The 20449-nt window shown below is 68.3% G+C and carries 18 protein-coding genes; 15 read left to right on the forward strand and 3 right to left on the reverse strand.

Translation table 11 applies throughout. The features are described from left to right. Positions 1-97: 97 nt before the first annotated feature. From J4H92_RS06155 to J4H92_RS06165, 3 genes are read left to right on the forward strand one after another with little or no spacing between them, the layout of a single operon-like run. Positions 98-1078: an ABC transporter permease gene (locus tag J4H92_RS06155; RefSeq protein WP_208097227.1), complete on the forward strand. Its 981-nt coding sequence runs from the start codon at positions 98-100 to the stop codon at positions 1076-1078. 18 nt (positions 1079-1096) lie between these two features. After that, entirely contained in the window at positions 1097-2629 is a 1533-nt protein-coding gene (locus J4H92_RS06160; protein ID WP_208097229.1) for a sugar ABC transporter ATP-binding protein, read from the forward strand. A 31-nt stretch (positions 2630-2660) separates the two neighbouring features. Then, a complete protein-coding gene (locus J4H92_RS06165; RefSeq protein WP_208097231.1) occupies positions 2661-3614 on the forward strand; it encodes an aldo/keto reductase in 954 nt (317 codons plus the stop codon). 40 nt (positions 3615-3654) lie between these two features. Here J4H92_RS06165 and J4H92_RS06170 read toward each other — a convergent pair whose 3' ends face one another. Continuing rightward, positions 3655-4413, reverse strand: a complete 759-nt coding sequence (locus tag J4H92_RS06170) for a helix-turn-helix domain-containing protein (RefSeq protein WP_208097233.1) — start codon at positions 4411-4413, stop codon at positions 3655-3657. A gap of 251 nt (positions 4414-4664) precedes the next feature. On the opposite strand from J4H92_RS06170, the gene J4H92_RS06175 reads away from it, so the two are divergent. From J4H92_RS06175 to J4H92_RS06205, 7 genes are all read left to right on the forward strand, one after another. Continuing rightward, a complete protein-coding gene (locus J4H92_RS06175; protein WP_208097278.1) occupies positions 4665-5483 on the forward strand; it encodes an ABC transporter ATP-binding protein in 819 nt (272 codons plus the stop codon). Beyond that, positions 5480-6196, forward strand: coding sequence for an ABC transporter ATP-binding protein (locus J4H92_RS06180; RefSeq protein WP_208097236.1), 717 nt, complete (start codon positions 5480-5482; stop codon positions 6194-6196). Before J4H92_RS06175 ends, J4H92_RS06180 begins: the two co-directional genes overlap by 4 nt. Before the next feature lie 9 nt (positions 6197-6205). Then, the gene (locus J4H92_RS06185; RefSeq protein ID WP_208097238.1) at positions 6206-7087 is read left to right on the forward strand and encodes a branched-chain amino acid ABC transporter permease; all 882 of its coding nucleotides are present in this window, start codon (positions 6206-6208) and stop codon (positions 7085-7087) included. Between the two features lie 2 nt (positions 7088-7089). Further along, positions 7090-8160 carry a branched-chain amino acid ABC transporter permease gene (locus tag J4H92_RS06190; RefSeq protein WP_208097240.1) on the forward strand — a complete coding sequence of 357 codons (1071 nt, stop codon included), beginning with the start codon at positions 7090-7092 and terminating at the stop codon, positions 8158-8160. 76 nt (positions 8161-8236) lie between these two features. Further along, positions 8237-9460: an ABC transporter substrate-binding protein gene (locus J4H92_RS06195; protein ID WP_208097242.1), complete on the forward strand. Its 1224-nt coding sequence runs from the start codon at positions 8237-8239 to the stop codon at positions 9458-9460. A gap of 71 nt (positions 9461-9531) precedes the next feature. Beyond that, the gene (locus J4H92_RS06200; protein WP_208097243.1) at positions 9532-10485 is read left to right on the forward strand and encodes an alpha/beta hydrolase; all 954 of its coding nucleotides are present in this window, start codon (positions 9532-9534) and stop codon (positions 10483-10485) included. Between the two features lie 99 nt (positions 10486-10584). Beyond that, on the forward strand, positions 10585-11721 hold the full coding sequence (locus J4H92_RS06205) for an NADH:flavin oxidoreductase (protein WP_208097245.1): 1137 nt from the start codon (positions 10585-10587) through the stop codon (positions 11719-11721). An 11-nt stretch (positions 11722-11732) separates the two neighbouring features. Here the strand turns inward: J4H92_RS06205 and J4H92_RS06210 are convergent, their stop codons facing one another. Then, a complete protein-coding gene (locus J4H92_RS06210) occupies positions 11733-12344 on the reverse strand; it encodes a TetR/AcrR family transcriptional regulator (RefSeq protein ID WP_208097246.1) in 612 nt (203 codons plus the stop codon). A gap of 94 nt (positions 12345-12438) precedes the next feature. Beyond that, positions 12439-13419, reverse strand: a complete 981-nt coding sequence (locus J4H92_RS15700; RefSeq protein ID WP_208097248.1) for a DMT family transporter — start codon at positions 13417-13419, stop codon at positions 12439-12441. 386 nt (positions 13420-13805) lie between these two features. On the opposite strand from J4H92_RS15700, the gene J4H92_RS06220 reads away from it, so the two are divergent. The 5 genes from J4H92_RS06220 to J4H92_RS06240 all read left to right on the forward strand — a co-directional run bounded on the left by J4H92_RS06220 (position 13806) and on the right by J4H92_RS06240 (position 20449). Beyond that, positions 13806-14588 (forward strand): SDR family NAD(P)-dependent oxidoreductase, encoded by a 783-nt coding sequence (locus J4H92_RS06220; RefSeq protein WP_208097250.1) that lies wholly within the window; start codon positions 13806-13808, stop codon positions 14586-14588. 111 nt (positions 14589-14699) lie between these two features. Then, complete coding sequence (locus tag J4H92_RS06225; RefSeq protein WP_208097252.1) at positions 14700-15758, forward strand: 2,3-butanediol dehydrogenase; 1059 nt, start codon at positions 14700-14702, stop codon at positions 15756-15758. Positions 15759-15784: 26 nt separating this feature from the next. Continuing rightward, a complete protein-coding gene (locus J4H92_RS06230; protein ID WP_208097254.1) occupies positions 15785-17779 on the forward strand; it encodes an alpha-ketoacid dehydrogenase subunit alpha/beta in 1995 nt (664 codons plus the stop codon). A 32-nt stretch (positions 17780-17811) separates the two neighbouring features. Then, positions 17812-19434: an AMP-binding protein gene (locus J4H92_RS06235; protein WP_208097256.1), complete on the forward strand. Its 1623-nt coding sequence runs from the start codon at positions 17812-17814 to the stop codon at positions 19432-19434. Between the two features lie 88 nt (positions 19435-19522). Further along, entirely contained in the window at positions 19523-20449 is a 927-nt protein-coding gene (locus tag J4H92_RS06240; RefSeq protein WP_208097258.1) for an alpha/beta hydrolase, read from the forward strand.

Genomic DNA, 20449 nt, shown 5'->3' on the forward strand with positions numbered 1-20449 from the left:
TGTCCTGGGGGGGGGGGGGGCGGGGGCGGCCCCCGCGCGCGCCCGCCCCCCCCCACGCCCGATGAACCACCCATCCCATCCGGAGGACAGAAGATCCATGTCAGTTACCCAGGCCATCAACATCGGGCGCACCGAGAGACGGGAGACGCTGAAGTCCGTCGGCCTCCCCGTGGTCGCCATCGTCTTCCTCATCATCCTGTTCTCGGTGCTCAGCCCGACCTTCCTGCAGCCGAGCACCTTCCTCACGATCCTGCGCGAGTCGTCGGTGCTGCTCGTCGTCGCCGTCGGCATGACGCTCGTGATCATCCAGGGGAGCATCGACCTCTCCGTGGGTGCGACGGTCACGCTGGCCGGTCTGGTCGCCGCCTCGGTGACGAAGGAGACCGACAGCGTCTTCCTTGCGATCCTCGCGGCGCTGGCGGTGGGTCTCGTCGTCGGGCTGGTCAACGGCGTCATCTTCGCCTACGGAAAGGTGCCGAGCTTTCTCGTGACCCTGGGCATGTCGATGGCCGTCGGCGGCGTCGGCACCTGGCTGGTCAGCGGGCGCCCCGTGCAGGTATCGGACCAGGGGCTGCGCTGGGTCGCTCAGGGCCAGCTGCTCGTCATCGTGCCCAACCTCGTGCTGTGGGCCGTCATCGTGTGGCTCATCTTCACCTTCATCGGGATGAAGACGCGTTTCGGACGCTACGTCTTCGCCATCGGCGGCGCGGAAGCGGTCAGCGCGCTGGCGGGCATTCCGAACCGGCGCGTCAAGCTCTGGGCCCTCACGATCGCCGGCTTCTGCGCCGCGATCGCGGGAATCCTTCTGACCTCGCGCATCGGGTCCGCCACTCCGGGCATGGGGGACGCGCTCACCCTCAACTCGATCGCCGCGGTCGTGATGGGCGGAACCGCGATCACGGGCGGCGTCGGAGGCGTGCAGCGCACCGTGCTCGGCGTGCTCGTGATCACGACGCTGACCGTCGGGCTCAACTCGCTCGGCGTCATGCCCTACATGCAGCTCATCATCCAGGGACTCGTGGTCGTCGCGGCGGTCGCCCTGACCCTGGACCGCTCCAAGCTGACCGTCATCAAGTAGCCCCGAATAGAGACGATCATGGAGAACACACCGATTCTGGTCGCACGAGGGCTCGACAAGCGCTTCGGCCCGGTGCACGCGAACAAGTCCGTCGATCTCGACATCCGCGTCGGGGAGGTGCTCGGGCTGGTCGGCGAGAACGGGGCGGGCAAGTCGACCCTCCTCTCGATGCTGAGCGGCACCCTCGCGCGGGACGCCGGCACCCTCGAGCTCAACGGGCAGGAGGTGAGTTTCAACAGCTACTATCAGTCCGCATTGAGCGGGGTGTTCCGCGTCTACCAGCATCAGGCACTGGTTCCGAACCTCACCGTCGCCGAGAACGTGTTCCTGGCCCAGGAAGCGCGGTTCGCGCGCGTCGGCGTGCTGAGCAGGAAGGCGATGGTGGAGAGGACGCGCGAGATCTTCGAGGAGTTCGGCGTGACCCTCGACCCGACGAAAGTCCTCAGCCGCCTCAGCTTCGCGGAGCGGCAGGTGGTCGAGATCGTGCGCTGTCTGGCGCAGGCCCGCCTGCTCGGAATCGAGCACCCGGTGATCCTGCTGGACGAGCCGACGAGCGCCCTGACGCGCGGGCAGATCGAGTTCTTCTTCGCGTTCGTGAACCGCATCAAGGGACATGCCGCGCAGGTGTTCGTCTCGCACCGTCTCGAGGAGATCGTGAGCTTGTGCGACCGCTTGGTCGTGCTGAAGGACGGGGAGAAGGTCGCCGAGAACGACGACCCCCGGTCGCTGAGCGAGAGCGAGATCCACTCGATGATGGTGGGCCGCACCATCGCCATGCACAAGCGCGAGCGTCGCGACCAGGAGGTCCTCCACGCGGCGTCGCAGGAGCCGGTGCTGACGCTCGAGGGCTTCTCGAGCGACACCTTCCGCGATGTGTCCGTCGCCGTCGCCCCGGGAGAGGTGATCGGCATAGCCGGTGTCGTCGGATCCGGGAAGTCCCATCTCGGTCGTGCGATCTTCGAGCTCGGCGCGGGATGCAGCGGGAAGATCCTGGTCGAAGGCCGAGAGCCCGGTCGCATCGGTCCGCGCCACGGGATCCGGGCCTCGGTGGGCTATGTGCCCACCGAGCGTCATCGCGAAGGACTGGTGCTCAGCATGACCGTGGCCCAGAACCACTCGCTGCCCTATGTCGGGGCCGCGATCGCGCCGACACCGGTCATCAACGGGAAGAAGGAGCGCGAGGACGCCGTTGCGGCCATAGACCAGCTCAGCATCAAGACGCCGAGCCCGAACACGCTGATCCGGAATCTGAGCGGCGGGAACCAGCAGAAGGTGATTCTCGCCCGCTGGCTCACCCTGGGCTCGAAGCTGCTCGTGCTCGACAACCCGACCAACGGCGTCGACGTGGGCGCCAAGGGCGAGATCTACACGATCCTCGACGAGATCACCGCCAAAGGGGTGTCGGTGCTGCTGATCAGCGACGACCTGCCCGAGCTGATCACGATGTCGGATCGCATCCTCGTGATGAAGGACGGGCAGATCAAGGCGGAGCACGTCGTCGACCCCGACGACCCGCCCGCCGAGGTCGATCTGGTCGCAGAGATGGTCTAGCTCCTCGAGGGGCGTGACGAAGGAGTGCTCAGTGGAATACCGCGTATTCGGCGACACGGGCTTCGAGGTGTCAGCCGTCAGCTTCGGCACGGCCCCTCTCGGTCAGCTCTTCGGCCCGGTGCCGTTCGAGCAGGCCCGTGAGGCGCTGTTCCGGGCGATCGACCTCGGCATGAACCTGGTCGACACCTCCTCCTACTACGGCGATGCGGAGGAGCGTCTCGGCCGGTTGACCGGGGACCTTCCCGAGGACGTCTGGCTGGCCACCAAGGCCGGCCGGGTGGGCTGGAGCGAGTTCGACTTCTCCCCGGCCGGCGTTCGCCGGAGCCTGGAACGCAGCCTGAAGCTGCTCAAGCGCGATCGTGTCGAGCTGTTCCAGTTGCACGACATCGACTTCGTGGAGCTCGGGCCGGTGTTCGAGGACTCGGTGGCAGAGCTGATCGCGCTGCGGGACGAGGGGAAGTGCCGCTTCATCGGCATGACCTGCTACTCGCTGCCGACGAGCCGGCGCGTGCTGCTCGAGACTCCCGTCGACGTCGCGCTCAACTACGGTCACGGCACGCTGCTCGACGATTCGCTGACGGCCGAGCTCGCGCCGGTGGCGGCGGAGAGGGGCGTCGGACTCATGAACGCGGCCGCGGTGTCCCTCGGCATGCTCGTCCCCTCTGTCGTGGAGAAGGCCGAGCACAACATCGCCTCGGACGTCTCTCTCGCCGCGGCGCAGAGGATGGCGCGGGCCGCGGAGGCCAGGGGCGTCGATATCGCGTTCGTGGCCAACCAGTACGCCCTGCAGCGCGTGGAATGCGCCACTACCGTCGTCGGCTCGACGAGCGTGACGCACATCGAGGAGGCCGTGCAGGCCCTCGGCGCTCCCATCGACGAGGAGATCCTCGCCGAGCTCCTCAGCCATCGGCTGCCGCTCGCGGAGCAGCAGTGGACGGTCGGACTCCCCGAGAACGAGGACTGGAACTGGCTCGAGGGGGTCTGAACCGCGGGCGCGGGACCGGTCGAGTCGAGGGTCGGCTCCGCTAGGGGCGATACTCCTGCGGGATGAGGAGGAAGACCCCCCGCGCCGAGACGTCGCCACGATTCTCGAAGTTGTGCGGTCGCATCGAGTCGAACCACATCGAGTCGCCCGCCCGCACCGTCGTGCGTTCGAACTCGAGCGAGACCTCGAGCTCTCCTTCGAGCATGAGGAAGTACTCGACATCGGGGTGCCGGACGAACGTGGAGCTGGTCGAAGCGCCGACGGGGTAGTCGGCGATGACGAACAGCACCTGGTGGTTCGGATCGTTCGTGAGGAGCTCCCAAGTCACACCGTGTTCGAGCTCGAGCACGGAACGGGACTCGTAGCGCTGTACCGCGGCCTCGATGCCTCCGCCGGACGAGTTCCCGCCGGCGACGATGCGGGTGTAGAGATCCGCGGGCGGGAGGGTTCCCGGGGTCGGCGCGGAGGCGGCGATGCGGGAGTACGGGATCGGCTCATGAGCGAGGGGGGCCTCGGCGGGCGTTTCGGCGGCTCCGAAGAGGGAGTCGAGTGTGACGTCGAGTTCGTTGGCGATCGCGAGCATCGTCGACACCGAGGGGAGCGACTGACCCTTCTCCAGCTGCGAGACCATGCCGGCGCTGAGTCCGATGCGCTGCGCGAGATCGCTCTGGCTGAGGCGATGCCTCGTTCGCGCCTCGCGGAGGTAGCTGCCGAACGCGTCGCTCCGCCGTGTCGGCCGCGCGGAGTCGAGAAGCGGTGCCCGGTCGGCGCCGGCGATGCCGGGTGTCGGATCGACCATGCGCGCCTCCTGTCTGGTCTACGGCACTGCTGCGTGAGGTGGGGTTTCAGAATACTCCGCATTTCCCAGGCAAAGTGCTCCGGGAGCAATCAGTACCACTTAAAAATATTAGCTTCACTTTAATATTTACTGAAGAACCACTTGACTTCTGCGTGGTGGCGGTCATACTGGTGGAAGATTGACCGGTCAGACGGTCGGTTTCGGGAGGTCGACGAAGACCTCTCGCGTTTCGTCGGAGGAGGGAACGACCTTTGGAAATCAACGGCGAATTTCGAAGACCGGAGCGGAAGCTTCCGGATGCAGCGGATCCCGCACTGAGGATCGAGGCGGCGTCGATCAGCTTCGGCGGGATCCGCGCGCTGTCGGAGGTCTCCTTCTCAGTGCCGCAGAGCGGTTTCACCGCGGTGATCGGGCCGAACGGCGCCGGGAAGACCACGCTGTTCAATCTGATCTGCGGATTCTGCCGCGGAGCGGGCGAGATCCTCAAGGATGGGGCTCGGATCGATCCTCTGCCCGCGCATGCCCGGGCAGGACTCGGCATCGGGCGCACGTTCCAGACGCCGACTCTGATCGACGGCGAGTCGGCGCTGCACAACATCATGCTCGGCAGCAACCCGCTGCTCTCGAGCGGCGTCTTCAGCTCCTTCTTCTCGATGCCGAAGGCGCGCCGCGAGGAGCGCCGGGCGAGGGAGCGCGCCGAAGAGCTGCTCGAGCACTTCGGCCTCGGCCCGGTCGGCTCCTCCCCCGCCGGAGACCTGCCGCATCGCCAGCGCCGACTCATCGAGATCGCCAGGAGCCTCGCCGGCGACCCCACGGTGCTGCTGCTCGACGAGCCGGCTGCGGGCAGTCATCACAGCGAAGCCGTGATCATGCTCGAACAGGTCGCAGGCTACTGCGCAGCGCAGGGGATCGCAGTGGTGCTCGTCGAGCACAACGTGCAGCTGGTCATGCAGTTCGCCGAGGATGTCGTCGTGCTGAACTTCGGAGAGCTGCTCGCGCACGGCGCACCGGCCGTGGTGAAGAAGGACCCGCGAGTGATATCCGCATATCTCGGAGAGGAAGCAGCATGAGCATCCTCGAAGTAGGGGACCTGCGCGCCTACTACGGGCCGGTCGAGGCGGTGCACGGCATCGACTTCCGTCTCGCGGAGGGGGAGATCGTCGCCCTTCTCGGTGCGAACGGCGCCGGCAAGACGACGACGATGCGCGCCGTCTCGCGGATGATCCGCACCACCGGTGAGATCATCTGGGAGGGGCAGTCGATCACCCGTCTCTCCACGCACCGCGTCGCCGCCCTGGGCGTCGGTCACATCCCCGATGGGCGGGGCACTTTCGTCGGGCTCACGGTCGAGGAGAACCTGGGACTCGGAGTGCTCGCGAGAGGGCGGCGCGATCGGGACCGCTCGGATGACGATCTCGCGGACATCTACCGCAGGTTCCCCGTGCTCGACGAGATGAGGGGGAGGATCGCGGGTGCCCTCTCGGGAGGGCAGCAGCAGATCCTCGCGATCGCCCGGGCGCTGCTCGGCCGGCCTCGCCTGCTGATGTTCGACGAACTCTCCCTGGGGCTCGCCCCGCAGATCACCTCGGAGATCTTCTCGCGCCTGGCGGAGCTGCGCGAGGAGTGGGACCTCACCATGCTCGTCGCAGAGCAGAACGTACGCCAGTCGCTCGCGGTCGCGGACCGTGCCTACGTGCTCGACTCCGGCGCCATCGTCGCCGAGGGCACCCCGGAAGAACTCGGACAAGGCGACGTCGTCGAACGAGCGTATCTCGGGCAGTGAGGAAGATCCATGGACGAATTCATGCAGCAACTGTTCACGGGCCTCTCCAACGGGATGGTCTACGGGGGCTTGGCGCTCGCCCTCTGCGTCGTCTTCCAGGGAACCGGGGTGCTCAACTTCGGCCAGGGCGAGATGGCGACCTTCTCGACGCTCGTCGTCTGGCAGCTCCTGCAGTTCGGCACTCCGTTCTGGGTCGCGCTGCCGATCGTGATCGTCGTCTCGTTCATCGCCGGTATGGGCATCGAGCGCATCCTCATCCGCCCGGTGGAGGGGAGCAGCGAGCTCTCCCTGCTGATGGTGACGCTCGGACTGTTCCTGGGACTCAACGCGATCATGGGTTTCATCTGGGGTTTCCACTCGAAGCAGGTGCCCAGCCCCTTCGGCGCGGGGGTCATCGCGATCGGCGAGTCCTATCTCACCTGGCAGCAGCTGGGGGCGATGGCGACCATCCTCGTGGTCGTGCTCATCACCACGCTGGTGTTCCGCTTCACCACCGTGGGGCTGCGGATGCGAGCCGCGTCGGAGAACCCCGTATCGAGCCGGCTGCTGTCGATCAACGTCGGACGGCAGCTGATGATCGGGTGGGGGATCGCCGCAGCCGTCGGAGCGGTGGCGGGGGCGATGAGCGCGCCGATCGTGGGCACCGGACCCGACATGTTCCGCAACACGGTGCTGCTCGCGTTCGCGGCGGCCGCGTTCGGGGGATTCACCAACCGCATCGGCGCGGTCGTCGGCGGCATCGTGGTCGGCGTCGGAACGAGTCTGGCCGCGACCTACATCCCGGGTCTCGGCGGCGACCTCTCCATCGTGGTGCCGTTCATCTTCATCATCCTGATCCTGCTGCTCCGGCCCCAGGGTCTCTTCGCCGCGACCGTGAAATCGAGGGCATGACCATGACCGACACCACCGTGCGGGCGAGGGCCGGGACCCGAGAGGGGCTCGGCGCACCCGCCGCATCCCCGTCGAAGCGGTCGACGAGCATCGGGCGCTGGGCGCCGGTCGTCGTCATCGTGCTCGCGATCCTCATCCCCTTCGTCTTCGACGACTACACCAACTACCTGCTCTCCCTCGTGCTGTCGACGGGCATCGCGGTGCTGAGCCTGAACCTGCTGACCGGGTACACGGGGCTCATCTCGATCGGCCACGGCGCGCTCATGGGCATCGGCGGGTATGCGACGGCGTCGATGTTCGTGAACCTGGGCCTCCCCTGGCCGATCGGCATCGTCGCGGGGACGCTGCTGTGCGGCATCGTCGGATTCATCCTCGGCCTGCCGAGCCTGAGACTGAGCGGACTGTTCCTCGCACTCGTGACGCTCGGCTTCGCCATCGTATTCCCGGCGATCCTGAAGCGGGGCGGAGAAGCGACCGGCGGCATCAGCGGCATCCCCCTCGTGACGCCGAGCGCCCCCGCCTGGACCGGTCTGACGAGTCCCCAGTGGTACTACCTGGTCTCGCTCGTGCTGTTCGTGCTCGTCGCGCTCGGCATGCGCGGGGTGGTCCGCGGACGCATCGGCCGGGCGCTCGACGCGGTGCATCGCGATGAGCTGATGGCGGCCGCCGTCGGGATATCGCCGGGTCGGCTCAAGCTCAAGATCTTCGTGCTGAGCTCGATGCTCGCGGGATTCGCCGGGGGCATCCACCAGGTGATCATCGGTCCGGCTCTGCCCGACGCCTACGTCGTGACGTTCTCCATCTCTCTGCTCACCGCCGCGGTGGTGGGAGGCGTGCGATCGATCACCGGCGCGCTCATCGGCGCGGCGTTCATCGTGCTCGTGCCCGACATCGCCTCCCAGCTCGGCGATCGCGGTGTACAGCTCATCTATGCGGTCGCGCTGATGGTCGTGATCTACCTGTTCCCCGTCGGAGTGTACGGGGCCGTGGTGGCGATCGTCCGCAGGATCGGGATCGCCCTGAGGCGCCGACGGCAGGCAGAGGCCGGAAAGCCGCAGCCGTCGTCCGACTGACGCAGCGGCGGGAGCCGGGAGACTTCGCCGGGCCCTCAGACGTTTCATTCCCATTCAACGAAGAAGGAGAACAACCGTGAAGCACCGCACCGGATCGACCCGCGCCAAGCGCCGACTACTCGCAGCCGTCGCGCTCGCCTGCGTCTCCACGACCGCACTGATGGGCTGCCGAGCGGCCACGAACGATGCCGCGGAATCCTCGGCGCAGGGCATCACCGACACGGAGATCACGATCGCCGGCTCGTTCCCGTTCAGCGGTCCCACCGCCGTCTACGGCACCCTCTCGCAGGGGCTCGAAGCGCGTCTCGAGCGCGCCAACGCCGAGGGCGGCATCGACGGTCGGGAGATCAGGTATCAGTCCGCCGACGACGGCTACGAGCCCGCCAGGGCGGTCACCAACGCCCGGCGCTTCGTCCAGCAGGATCAGGTCTTCGCCCTCGTCACCTTCGGAGGACCGCCGACCATGAGCGCGACGCCGATCGCGCAGGAGGCCGACATCGTGCAGATAGCGATCGCCGGCAACGGCCCCTTCTCGAACACCGATGAGACCCCGAACCTGCGCTCGTGGTTCCCGAGCAACCCGGTCGAGGCGGAGGCGGTGACGAGCTACCTGCTCGAGCAGAACCCCGACGCGAAGATCGGCACGCTCGTGCTCAACAACGACACCGGAATGGACTATCTCGACGGGATCAAGTCGGCAGTCGAGAAGCACGGCGGCGAGATCGTGCTCGAGACCGTCTACGAGGGCACCGACGCCACCGTCGATTCGCAGGTCAACCAGCTGCGCGCCGCCGGGGTCGACACCGTGGTCACGCTCGCGCTCGGCGCGATCCCCTTCCAGATGACCTCCTACATGTCGCAGATCGGCTGGCACCCCGCGGTCGCGCTCAACGAGTCGAGCACGGGCCTGAAGGCCACGATCGCGAACATGGAGGGGTCGGGCGAGGGCGCGTACAGCGCGCACTACGTGAAGGATCCCTACGACCCGCGGTTCGCGGACGACCCGGGGCTGGAGCAGTACCGCGAGGACATCGCCCAGTACGGCAAGGGCGCGGACCCGGAGGACTTCAACACGCTCAAGGGCTACGGCCTCGGCGAGGCGCTGATCCAGGTGCTCAGCACCAGCGACCTCGACACCATCACCACGGCGGAATTCTTCAACGCCTGGGACAGCCTGCCCGCCACCGAGGTCGGATTCCTGCTCGACGGCCTGGCGCTCGAGGGCGGGGAGGGCGGACGGTTGCTCACGCAGTTCGTGATCTCCCGACTGGAGGGCGAATCCTGGGTGCCCCTGCAGTAGGGGTTCCCGGGCCGGCAGCAGACCAGTGACCATCGGGGTGCGAGATCCCGAGAAGAGAAGGAGAAGACAGTATGGGACACCGAGAAGTCGAGTTCAGGAGCGACGGCGTGACGCTGCGAGGGGACCTCTACCTGCCGGAGGGAGAAGGCCCGTTCCCCACCATCGTGATGGCGGGCGGCTGGTGCTATGTGAAGGAGCTCCGCCAGCCGCAGTACGCGGCGGCGTTCGTCGAACGGGGGTTCGCCGCGCTGGTGTTCGACTACCGCAACATCGGGTCGAGCGACGGCGACTTCCGCCAGCACCTCGACCCGTGGGAGCAGATCGCCGACTACAAGAACGCGATCTCCTACCTCGAGACGCTCCCGGAGGTCGATGCCGATCGCATCGGGGCCTGGGGCATCTCGTACTCCGGCGGCCACGTGCTCATCCTGGGCGCGATCGACGATCGGGTGAAGGTCGTGGTCTCGAACGTGCCGGTGATCGCCGGCGACCTCAACATGCGGCGGGTGCACGGGACCGAGCGGTTCCGCAAGCTGAAGGCCCTCGTCAAGGAGTCCCGGGCGAGGCTCGCGACCGGCGGCGAGCACACCTACATGGGCATGTCGGCGACCCCGAACGGACCGGACGACGAGCTCACCACCTGGCCGTTCGACGAGGTGAAGGAGACGTTCGTCTACCTGAAGGAGACCCAGGCGCCGAAGCACGAGCACCGGAACACGGTGGCCTCGGTCGAGAACCTGCTGCAGTACGACGCGCGCCCGTACCCGCCGCGCCTGGTGGACACGCCCACCATGATGATCGTCGCGAACGACGACGACATCACGCTCTGGGACGTCGAGCTCGACGCGTTCAACTCGATCCCGACGCCCGACAAGCAGTGGGTGGTGCTGCCGGCGACGGACCACATGACGCTCTACAGCGATCTCACCGCACTCGACTTCGCGGCGGCCGCAGCAGGATCCTGGTTCAGCGAGCACCTCATGACGCCGAAGAGCATCTCGAACACCATCGGCCAGTTCTCGTAATCCCAAGCGGCGCCCCGGGGCCGCCGGCGACGGCGACCCCGGGATCCTCCTGCCGCGCGGCGCGGTGACGGAACCGTCTCCGAGGAACAGGAGCATCACATGAGCACTGCGGCGGCATTCGAACCGTTGGAACCGCTGCGCGGACCGGTGATCCCCAACCGCATCGCGCTCGCACCCATGACCAATCAGCAGAGCGAGGAGGACGGCACGCTCTCCACCGAGGAGATCGACTGGCTCACCGCCCGCGCCCGAGGAGGATTCGGGCTCGTGACGACCGCGTGCTCCCACGTCGCGGTGTCGGGCAAGGGGTTTCCCGGTGAGCTCGGGATCTTCGACGATGCACTGCTGCCCGGACTCGAGCGGCTGGCGACGTCGCTGAGAGAGGCGGGGAGCGTCTCAGCCGTCCAGCTCTACCACGGCGGGATGCGCGCCCTGGGGGACGAGCGGGTGGGGCCCTCCGACGACGTGAGTTCGGGCACTCGAGCGCTGACGACGTTCGAGGTCGAGGAGCTGCTCGAGCGCTTCGTCGCGGCGGCGGTGCGTGCGGAGCGCGCCGGGTTCGACGGTGTGCAGATCCATGGCGCCCACGGCTATCTCGTGAGCGAGTTCCTGAGCCCGGTCGTCAACCGCCGCACGGACGAGTTCGGCGGCAGCCCGGCCGGTCGGGCGCGGTTCCTGCTGACGCTCATCGACCGCATCCGCGAGGAGTGCGGGCCCGGGTTCCAGCTCGGCGCGCGGATCTCGCCGGAGCGGTTCGGGCAGGACCTCTTCGAGACCGTCGAGCTCGCGGAGCGGTTGATCGACGAGGAGAAGATCGACATGCTGGACGTCTCCCTCTGGGACGTCAGGAAACGGCCGGAGAACGAGCGGGCGGGCGGGCGGTCGCTCATCGATTGGTTCACCCGGATCCCGAGGAGGGGTGTGCGCCTCGGGGTCTCCGGCAAGATCATCGAGCCGGCCGACGTGGAATGGGCTCTCTCGCAGGGCGCCGACTACATCTCGCTCGGCAAGGTCGCCATCGTCAACGCCGAGTATCCGCGGCTGCTGCGCTCGCAGCCGGACTTCGAGCCGTACTGGCGTCCGACCACCCACGAGCATCTGCGGAGCCAGTCCGTGGGGCCGCGATTCTCCCGGTACCTCTCTACCTACACGCATCCGGTGTTCCGGAGCCTCCCGGCTTCGGAGGGCGCGCCGAAATTCGACATCGACGCCTATCTGCGCGGCGAAGGGCACTGAGCGGCCGCCGCTCAGCCGGCGGAGGGAGCGGCTCCCAGCCCGTCGAAGTAGATCGAGAAGAGTTCGTCCGCGACCTGTTCGTCGCTCAGCTCGCGGCCCGGGCGGTACCACTGATACGCCCAGTTGCACATGCCGAAGAGGGCGAACGCCGCGATCCGCGGCTGTCGGGCCTTGAGCTCGCCGGTCCTGACGCCGTGCTCGATGCGGTTGAGGATCAGGGCCTCGTATCGGTCCCGCTTGGCGACCGCGGTCGCCCGAAGGTCGCTCGGCAGTTCATGGTAGTACTCGAAGAAGACCCGTACGTTGTCCGATTTCGACTCCATGAGGTGGAGGATGTCCCGGAAGACGCTGCGGAGGAACTCCTCGAGCGACAGCCCGGGATCGCGCTCCTCGACGCGGGTCAGCAGTTCCTCGATCCACTGGTCGTGGATCTCGAAGAGGATCTCGGGTTTCTTCTTGAAGTAGTGGTAGACGGTGGCCTTGGCGCAGCCCACGCGCTCCGCGATCTGAGCCGTCGAAGTGTTGTGGTAGCCGTGCTCGTTGAAGAGCTGTGCGGCGGCGTTGATGATCGCGTTGCGGCGCTGCAGTCCTCCCGGAGTGAGCGCGCCGTCGAGTCTGGCCATGCGGGCTCCTTTCTTCGGAAGCGCAGCACGGGCGGGGTGATCCTGTTCTGCGCGATGTCTGATTGTTCATGTTGTCGTCTCCCGCGATGCGAAGTCAAGTGCGTCGCGGGCGTCGGCGGGGCCTATCCGGGCCTGAGCCCCTGCGCCTCGGCAGTGCCGCGACGATCACCGCGACGAGGGTGACGGCGGTTCCGGCGAGCAGCGGTGCGGAGGGGCCGGCGCCCAGCGGGACGAGGGCGTCGACGAGCACCGAGCCGATCAGCTGCCCGGCGACGTTGGACATGCCCACGAGCAGCACGCCGCCGAAACGGACCAGCAGCGCGATGCCCGCGATGACCACGACGCCGATGACGCCGGCGGAGTAGAGCAGCGGCGATTCGGGCCACTGCGCCGGAACGCCGCGGATGAGCACCGATGCGCCCGCGGCCACCGCGAGCAGCAGGGTTCCGGTCAGGAAATTGAAGAAGCTCGCCGCCGCGATGCTGGACCCGGCGACCGCGATCCGGCCGTTGAGCGCGGACTGCAGCGCGGAGCCGGCGCCGACGAGCAGCGGCACGACGAGCAGCAGCGAGGCCGAGCCCGGCCTCAGCTCGGGCAGCGAGGCGAGGACGGCGCCGATGAGCACCAGCACGGCGCCGAGGAGGCGCCGCCGGGTGAGGCCCATCCGTCCGGCCGGGCCCAGTCCCCCGCGGTCGACCAGCAGGCCGCCGATCACGAGGCCGCAGACCACGCCGACCGTGAACGATGCGACGCCGACCAGGGGCGTGAGCGCGGCCTGGTTGAAGGAGAAGAACGCGCCGAGCGGCCCGCCGATGAGCATCCAGGAGGGCAGTTCGCGGCTCCTGATCCGGGAGGCCACCGTCGCGATGCCGCGGCGCACCCGCGGCGCCGGGAGGGCGAAGGCGCAGAGGATGAGGAGCCCCGACGCGAAGTTGAAGAGCGCGGTGAGGTAGCTATCGCCGGTCTGCAGGCCGAACGCGCCGTTGATGCGGGACTGCACCGCGATCAGGCCCCCGAGGACCGTCGTGCCGAGCACGACAGACGCCGAGCGGAGGGGCGTCGGCGTGTTCGTCACGAGGGGCCTGCTTCTGGGGTGGTGGGCGGATGGGCGGGGATCCTGCGTCTCCGTCGCATCGGCCGCCGATGCGTCCGATCCGCGTCATGGATCGGGGCGGGGATCGCCGTGACTCGAGTGTACAGTTTTACCGACCGGTTAGCCGGTCGCTTTCTGGGGAAAGCCCTGATGGGCGGATGAAACCGCTCAGTTTGTTCATTTTTATTGAACAGTTGTCGATGCTCGGGGAGGGTCACCGACCCCTCGGTCGACGCGAAACAGATTCGTGATCGGGCATTTACAAGGCGGGAAAGCTGTGACAGAGTGTGAAACGGAGCGTTTAGCCTGAGTCGACTGAACGGCGGCGGCTCCGGTCCGATTCCCCGACGACGAGGAGCCTTGCGACGATGAGCGAACAACGGGTAGTGCTGGTGACGGGCGCCGGCGGCGGTATGGGCCGCGAGGTATCGGCCCGCTACGCCGCGAACGGGGACCGGCTGGTGCTCGTGGACCTCACCCGGGAGAGCCTCGACCGCGCGGCCGAGGAGGTGCGGGCGACGTGGCCCGAGCTCGACCTCCTGCTGGTGCCGGCCGACGTCTCGCAGCCCGAGTCGGTGCGCGACCTGGCCGAGCAGGTGCGGGAGTGGGCCGGGCGGGTCGATGTGCTCGCCCTCGTCGCGGGCGTGCTGCAGCAGGCGAACAGGGTGACCGAGATCGAGATCGAGGAGTGGGATTTCGTCAACAACGTGAACGTTCGCGGCGTCTTCCTGATGGCCAAGCACTTCGTTCCGCTGATGCCGAAGGGCGGCGGCTCGAGCATCGTGACCATCGCCTCCTGGTACGGGCACTCGGGCCACGGCTACTTCGCCGCCTACTGCGCGTCGAAGGCCGGGGTGATCAGCCTCACGCAGAGCCTCGCGGACGAGCTCGCCGAGGATCGCATCCGCGTGAACGCGGTGTGCCCCGGCAACATCGACACCCAGATGCACCGCAATGCCCTCCAGGCCGAGGCCGATGCCCGCGGCATCGCCTTCGAGGAGATGAGGGACATCGAGTGGGCGAAGATCCCGCTCGGCATCGCCGGCCCTCCGGGCTCCATAGCCGACGCCGTCGAGTTCCTCTCGTCGGAGAAGGCGAGCTACATCACGGGGGCGTCGATCGATGTCAACGGCGGAGTGCTCTTCCGCTGATCTCCGGGGATGCGGCGGCATCCCGGTGAGGGCGGCGGGGTCTCGTCACAAAACCGACCAGTTGGCCGGTCGAAAAATGAAACAATCAGTTCTGGTGAGGAGTGTGCGGTCATGCGTGCTGCGGTGTACTACGGGAAGAACGACATCCGTGTCGAGCAGGTCTCGGAGCCCGGGTCGGTGAAGGCCGACGAGGTGCTGCTGCGCCCGTTCTACTGCGGGATCTGCGGCACCGACCTTCACGAGTACGCGGCGGGACCGATCGTGATCCCGACGGCCGCGCATCCGCTGACGGGAGCGAGCGCGCCGCAGATCCTCGGGCACGAGTTCTCGGCCGAGGTCGTGGAGATCGGCTCCGCGGTGACGCATCTGCGGGTCGGCGATCGGGTGTCGGTCATGCCGATCCTGGCGTGCGGCGAGTGCTTCTACTGCCGGCGCGGGCATGACCATCTCTGCGAGCGGATGGCGTGCGTGGGGCTGAGCCACGCCTGGGGCGGTATCGCGGAGCTCGCCGTGGTGCCTGCTCGCGCGGCGTATGCGCTGCCGGAGAATCTGAGCGACCTGCAGGGGGCGCTGGTCGAGCCGACCGCCGTGGCCGCGTACGGTGTGGACACCGCGGGAGTGCGCCCGGGGGACGAAGTGCTGATCACGGGAACGGGCCCCATTGGCACGCTGGCCGCGATCTACGCGTCGGCGCTGGGGGCGAACGTGACGATGTCGGAGCCGAACGCGAATCGCCGCAGGGTCGTCGCGTCGCTCGATATCGGCGAGGTGCTCGACCCGACGCAGGTGGACGTCGTGGACCATCTCAGGAGCCGGACGGGTGGCCGCGGCGCGGATGCGGCGATCGAGTGCTCTGGGAACGGGCGCGCGCTCGATACGGCGTTCGGCGCCGTGCGCTCGCGGGGCACGATCACGCAGACGGGCCTGTTCACCGGGTCCGCCCAGATCGATCCGATGCAGGTGTCGTTGCGGGAGATCACCTACAACGGCACCTGGTGCTATCCGCTCACCGACTGGCCTCGGATCATCGACGTGATCAGCCGCCTCGAGCTGCCGGTGGAGCGCGTGGTGACCGCGACGTACGACGTGGATCGGATCACGGAGGCGTTCGACACGCTGATCTCGCCGGCGGGTGACGAGGTGAAGCTGCTCGTGAACGCGCGCGCCTGATGAACGAAGGGCAGGATCAGGTGAGCATGGCACTGCAGACGGCCGCCGACGAGGCCCGAGCGCGACTGAGCCGGGAACAGCTCGTGCGGGCGTTCCGGGATATGGTCCGCATCCGGGCCTTCGAGCTGACCGTGTCGAAGGACTACGCGGCGGGGCGCATTCCCGGCTTCGTGCACGTCTCGCTCGGGCAGGAGGCGGTCGCGGTGGGCGGGTGCTTCCCGCTCGCGCGGCAGGACATGATCACCTCGAACCATCGCGGCCACGGGCACTGCCTCGCCAAGGGCCTCGATCCGCTCGGCATGTTCGCCGAACTCTTCGGACGCGATGCCGGCACCGTGCGGGGCCGCGGCGGGTCGATGCACATCGCCGATCCGGACCTCGGCATCCTCGGGGCGAACGGCATCGTGGCGGCGGGCCTGCCGATCGCGACCGGCGCCGGCCTCGCGGCGAAGCAGCGGGAGGAAGGGCAGGTCGTCGTGTCGTTCTTCGGCGACGGCGCGGTCGCCCAGGGCCTCTTCCACGAGGCGGTGAACCTCGCCGCGCTCTGGGCGCTGCCCGTCGTGTTCCTCTGCGAGAACAACGGGTACGCGGAGTTCACCGCAGCGGTCGACGGCCATCCCGCCACGCTCGAGCAGCGAGCGGGTGGCTACAACGTCCCCTACGTCTCGGTCGACGGCGACGACGTCTCGGAGGTGATGGGGGCGATGGTCGCGGCGACCGACCACGCCCGATCGAACGGTCCGGTGATCGTCGAGGTCACGACGGTGCGCTGGCACGGCCACTACGAGGGCGACCAGCAGCAGTATCGCGACCGCGACGACCTCAGCGCCGGCCTCGAGGTCGACTGCCTCGAGGTCGCGCGGCGACTGCTCGCCACCGCGGGCGTCGCCGCCGAGGAGATCGCCGCGGCCGAGGCGGAGGAGACGGAGGCGGTGGCGGCGGCCGCGCAGCGGGCGTTCGATCTGCCGGATCCCCGCCCCGAGACGGTGGGCGACTATGTGCTCGCACCGAGGCCCGAACATCCTGTGGTCGAGATCCCGGCCGATGGCGAGCCCATGAAGTACATGGCCGCGATCCGCCAGGCGATGAGCGACGGGCTGGAGAGCGACCCGCGCGCCGTCTTCGCGGGCATCGACGTGGGCGCGGGCGGCGGGGTGTTCGCGGTCTCGCGCGGTCTCGCCGACGCCTTCCCCGGCCGCGTGCTCGACACTCCCATTTCCGAGTCCGCGATCCTCGGCCTGGCCGTCGGCGGCGCGATGGCCGGACTGCGACCGCTCGTCGAGATCATGTACCTCGACTTCATCGGCGTCGCCTTCGACCAGGTGCTGAACCAGGCCGCGAAGCTGCACTTCATGACCGCCGGGCGCGCTCAGATGGGGCTGACCATCCGCACGCAGTTCGGCGCCGGGCGCTCGGCGGGCAGCCAGCACTCGCAGAGCCTCGAGGCGCTGCTCGCGCACATCCCCGGTCTCACCGTGGTGATGCCCGCGACGGCAGCCGACGCCTACGGGCTGCTGCGCAGCGCGATGCAGGATCCGAACCCCGTGATCTTCATCGAGAACCGCACGCTCTACGGACGCCGTTCACCTGCTCCCGCACCCGGCGCGCTCGTGCCGATCGGCAGGGCGAGGGTGGTCCGCGGGGGCGAGCAGGTGACCGTCGTCTCCTACTCGCGCATGGTGCTCGAGTGCGAGGCGGTGGCCGAGCAGCTCGCGGCCGAGGGCATCGACGCGGAGGTGATCGACCTGCGCACGATCGCGCCCTGGGACCGGGAGACCGTGCTCGCCTCGGTGGAGAAGACGAGCCGCCTGGTCGTGGTGCACGAGGCGGTGACCGACTTCGGCGTGGGCGCCGAGATCGTCGCCACCGTGGCGAAGGAGGGCTTCTGGTGGCTCGACGCGCCGATCGAGCGGGTGGGGGCCCGTTTCCAGCCCGCCCCCTACACCCCGCTCCTCGAACGGGAGTGGCTGCCCGGGCACGAGGACATCGCCGCTGCGATCCGCAGGACCGTCAGCATCTGAGCCGAATTCGACAGGAAGCGGGTGGGAGAAGGATGATCGAGGCGACCTGGAGGCAGCCGCGCGAGTTCCCGAGCGCGCTCGCGCAGACCCGTACCCCAGCCGAGTGCCTGCGTGACGAGATCGCGAGCCGGCCTGGGCGGATCGCCGTGGTCGACGGCTCGACCGCCCTCACCGTCGAGCAGCTGGGCGTGGAGTGCGTGCGCTGGCAGCGGCGGCTCGTGCGAGCCGGCGTCGGTCGCGGCGCCGTCGTCGCCGTCCAGCTGCCCAACTGGTGGGAGACGGTCGCCGTCGCCTTCGCGGCGTGGGGGCTTGGCGCGGTCATCAACCTGCTCACCCCCATCTACCGGGGACGCGATCTGCGGGTGCTGTTCGAGATGCGGGCGCCCGGCGCGGTCGTGGTCCCCGCGCACTACCGCGGCACCGATCACGCGGAGATGATGCGCGCGGTGCTGGCCGATTGCGGCATCGACGCCGCCGTGATCGAGGTGCGGGGCGAGGGAGCCGGGGCCGGGGCGACCCCCGGGACGGCTCCGACGGCCGAGGACTTCGAGGTGCGGCCGGTCTCCCCCGACGACGTCTGCATGCTCATGTACACGTCGGGCACGACCGGGCGTCCCAAGGGCGTGCTGCACACGAGCCGCTCGCTGCTGGTCGAGGCCGCCTCCATCGCAGAGGTCTTCGGGGTGAGTCGCGGCAGCATCTTCATGCCCTCGCCGCTGACCCACGTCACGGGCCTGCTCTACGGGGTGCTGATGCCGGTGCTCGCGGAGAGCGGTGTCGTGCTGCTCGACCGCTGGGACCCCGAGGTCGCCCTGTCGCTGATCGAGGAGCACCGCTGCGGAATGACGGTCGCGGCCACGCCGTTCCTCCGGGGACTCACCGACGCGTATCGGGCGGCGGAGCGGCGCTGCTCGCTGCGCTCGTTCGTGTGCGGCGGGGCCGACATCCCGCCGTCGCTCATCGCGGAGGCTGAGCAGGTGCTCGGCACCCGGATCTCCCGCACCTACGGGTCGACCGAGTTCCCGACCCTCTGCACGGTGCACCCGGGAAGCGACCCGGCGGTGCACGCGGTCACCGACGGGACGCCGATCGGCGATGCCGAGGCCCGACTGGTCGGCGGGCACCGCGAGGGGGCCGGGGAGCTCGAGGTCTCGGGGCCCGAGATGTTCGCAGGCTACCTCGATCCCTCGGACAACGAGAGCGCGATCACGCCCGACGGCTGGTTCCGGACCGGGGATCTCGCACGGATCGACCCCGGTGGCAATCTGACGATCGTGGGACGGGTGAAGGACCTCATCATCCGCGGGGGCGAGAACATCAGCGCCAAGGAGGTGGAGGATCTGCTGATCCAGTTCCCCGCGGTGCAGGACGTGGCGATCGTGGGCTTCCCGGACGACGTGCTGGGCGAGCGGGTGTGCGCGGTCGTGGTGAGCGACGACGATGCGTTCGGCCTGGCATCGCTGGTGGGCGAGCTGCGGGACTCCGGGGTCGCGATGCAGAAGCTGCCCGAGGCCCTGATGCGCGTCGACCGGCTGCCCCGGACGGCCTCGGGCAAGGTGCAGAAATTCGAGCTGCGGGCGCTGGTCGAGACCGGCATCGCGGAGGGGGCGGTGGAGCTGCGGCCGGGCATCGGGAGGCCCGCTGACCGAGCTTGACAAGCCGGTGGGGGCCGTGAGGATAATTGAAACCGACCGCCTGGCCGGTCGGGTAGCATGACGATGGCGTCGAAGGAGAGGAAGACTGATGCGTCGAGACATTGAGTTCCGGAGCGAGGGCGTCACCGTCCGCGGCTGGCTCTACACCCCGGACGAGGGCGAAGGCCCCTTTCCCACGATCATCATGGCGGGCGGCTGGTGCTACGTGAAGGAGATCGTCCAGCCCCACTATGCGCAGATGTTCGCCGAGAACGGCTTCGCCGCCGTGCTGTTCGACTACCGGGGTTTCGGCGACAGCGACGGCGACCGCCGCCAGCACATCGACCCCGACATGCAGATCGAGGACTACCGCAACGCCATCAGCTTCGCCGAGACCCGGAGCGAGGTCGACTCCGACCGCATCGGCACCTGGGGTCTCTCCTACAGCGGCGGGCACTCCCTCGTCCTCGCAGCGATCGACTCGCGGGTGAAGTGCGCCGTGTCGCAGATTCCCGTGATCGACGGCTTTCTGAACATGCGCCTCGCCAATGGCACCGTCAACTTCCGCCGGCTCGAGGCGGCGATCCTCGAGGCTCGCCGCAAGCGCTTCGAGACGGGCGAGGACACGTTCTTCCCCCATTTCACGCTCGACACCGAGCACGAGGTCTCGGCCTGGCCGAACGCGGACGGCTACGACCTCTTCGAGGGTTTCCGCAGAACGGTCGCGCCGAACTACTCTCTCGACGCCACCGCGGAGTCGGTCGAACTCCTCATGCGCTACGACGTGGGGCCGTTCATCAAGCGGATCATCGACACCCCGACGCTCGTGATCGTCGCCGAGAACGACGACATCACCCTCTGGGACGAGGCGATGCGCGTCTACAACGAGATTCCGACCGCGAAGAAGAAGCTCGTCGTCATCGAGGAGTCCGACCACCTCGCGCTCTACAGCGAGCAGACGCTCCTGATGCAGTGCGCGACCGCCGCCACGGAGTGGTTCCTCGAGCGGCTGATGCCTCTCGGGCGGCAGCGGTGA

Source organism: Leucobacter weissii, assembly GCF_017565745.1.
Classification (GTDB): Bacteria; Actinomycetota; Actinomycetes; order Actinomycetales; family Microbacteriaceae; genus Leucobacter; species Leucobacter weissii.

Bases quoted from the DNA above. Each gene is read 5' to 3' on its own strand.
- J4H92_RS06155 (WP_208097227.1), top strand. From the start codon at position 98: ATGTCAGTTACCCAGGCCATCAACATCGGGCGCACCGAGAGACGGGAG.
- J4H92_RS06160 (WP_208097229.1), top strand. From the start codon at position 1,097: ATGGAGAACACACCGATTCTGGTCGCACGAGGGCTCGACAAGCGCTTC.
- J4H92_RS06170 (WP_208097233.1), bottom strand. From the start codon at position 4,413: ATGGTCGATCCGACACCCGGCATCGCCGGCGCCGACCGGGCACCGCTT.
- J4H92_RS06180 (WP_208097236.1), top strand. From the start codon at position 5,480: ATGAGCATCCTCGAAGTAGGGGACCTGCGCGCCTACTACGGGCCGGTC.
- J4H92_RS06185 (WP_208097238.1), top strand. From the start codon at position 6,206: ATGGACGAATTCATGCAGCAACTGTTCACGGGCCTCTCCAACGGGATG.
- J4H92_RS06190 (WP_208097240.1), top strand. From the start codon at position 7,090: ATGACCGACACCACCGTGCGGGCGAGGGCCGGGACCCGAGAGGGGCTC.
- J4H92_RS06200 (WP_208097243.1), top strand. From the start codon at position 9,532: ATGGGACACCGAGAAGTCGAGTTCAGGAGCGACGGCGTGACGCTGCGA.
- J4H92_RS06205 (WP_208097245.1), top strand. From the start codon at position 10,585: ATGAGCACTGCGGCGGCATTCGAACCGTTGGAACCGCTGCGCGGACCG.
- J4H92_RS06210 (WP_208097246.1), bottom strand. From the start codon at position 12,344: ATGGCCAGACTCGACGGCGCGCTCACTCCGGGAGGACTGCAGCGCCGC.
- J4H92_RS06220 (WP_208097250.1), top strand. From the start codon at position 13,806: ATGAGCGAACAACGGGTAGTGCTGGTGACGGGCGCCGGCGGCGGTATG.
- J4H92_RS06225 (WP_208097252.1), top strand. From the start codon at position 14,700: ATGCGTGCTGCGGTGTACTACGGGAAGAACGACATCCGTGTCGAGCAG.
- J4H92_RS06230 (WP_208097254.1), top strand. From the start codon at position 15,785: ATGGCACTGCAGACGGCCGCCGACGAGGCCCGAGCGCGACTGAGCCGG.
- J4H92_RS06235 (WP_208097256.1), top strand. From the start codon at position 17,812: ATGATCGAGGCGACCTGGAGGCAGCCGCGCGAGTTCCCGAGCGCGCTC.
- J4H92_RS06240 (WP_208097258.1), top strand. From the start codon at position 19,523: ATGCGTCGAGACATTGAGTTCCGGAGCGAGGGCGTCACCGTCCGCGGC.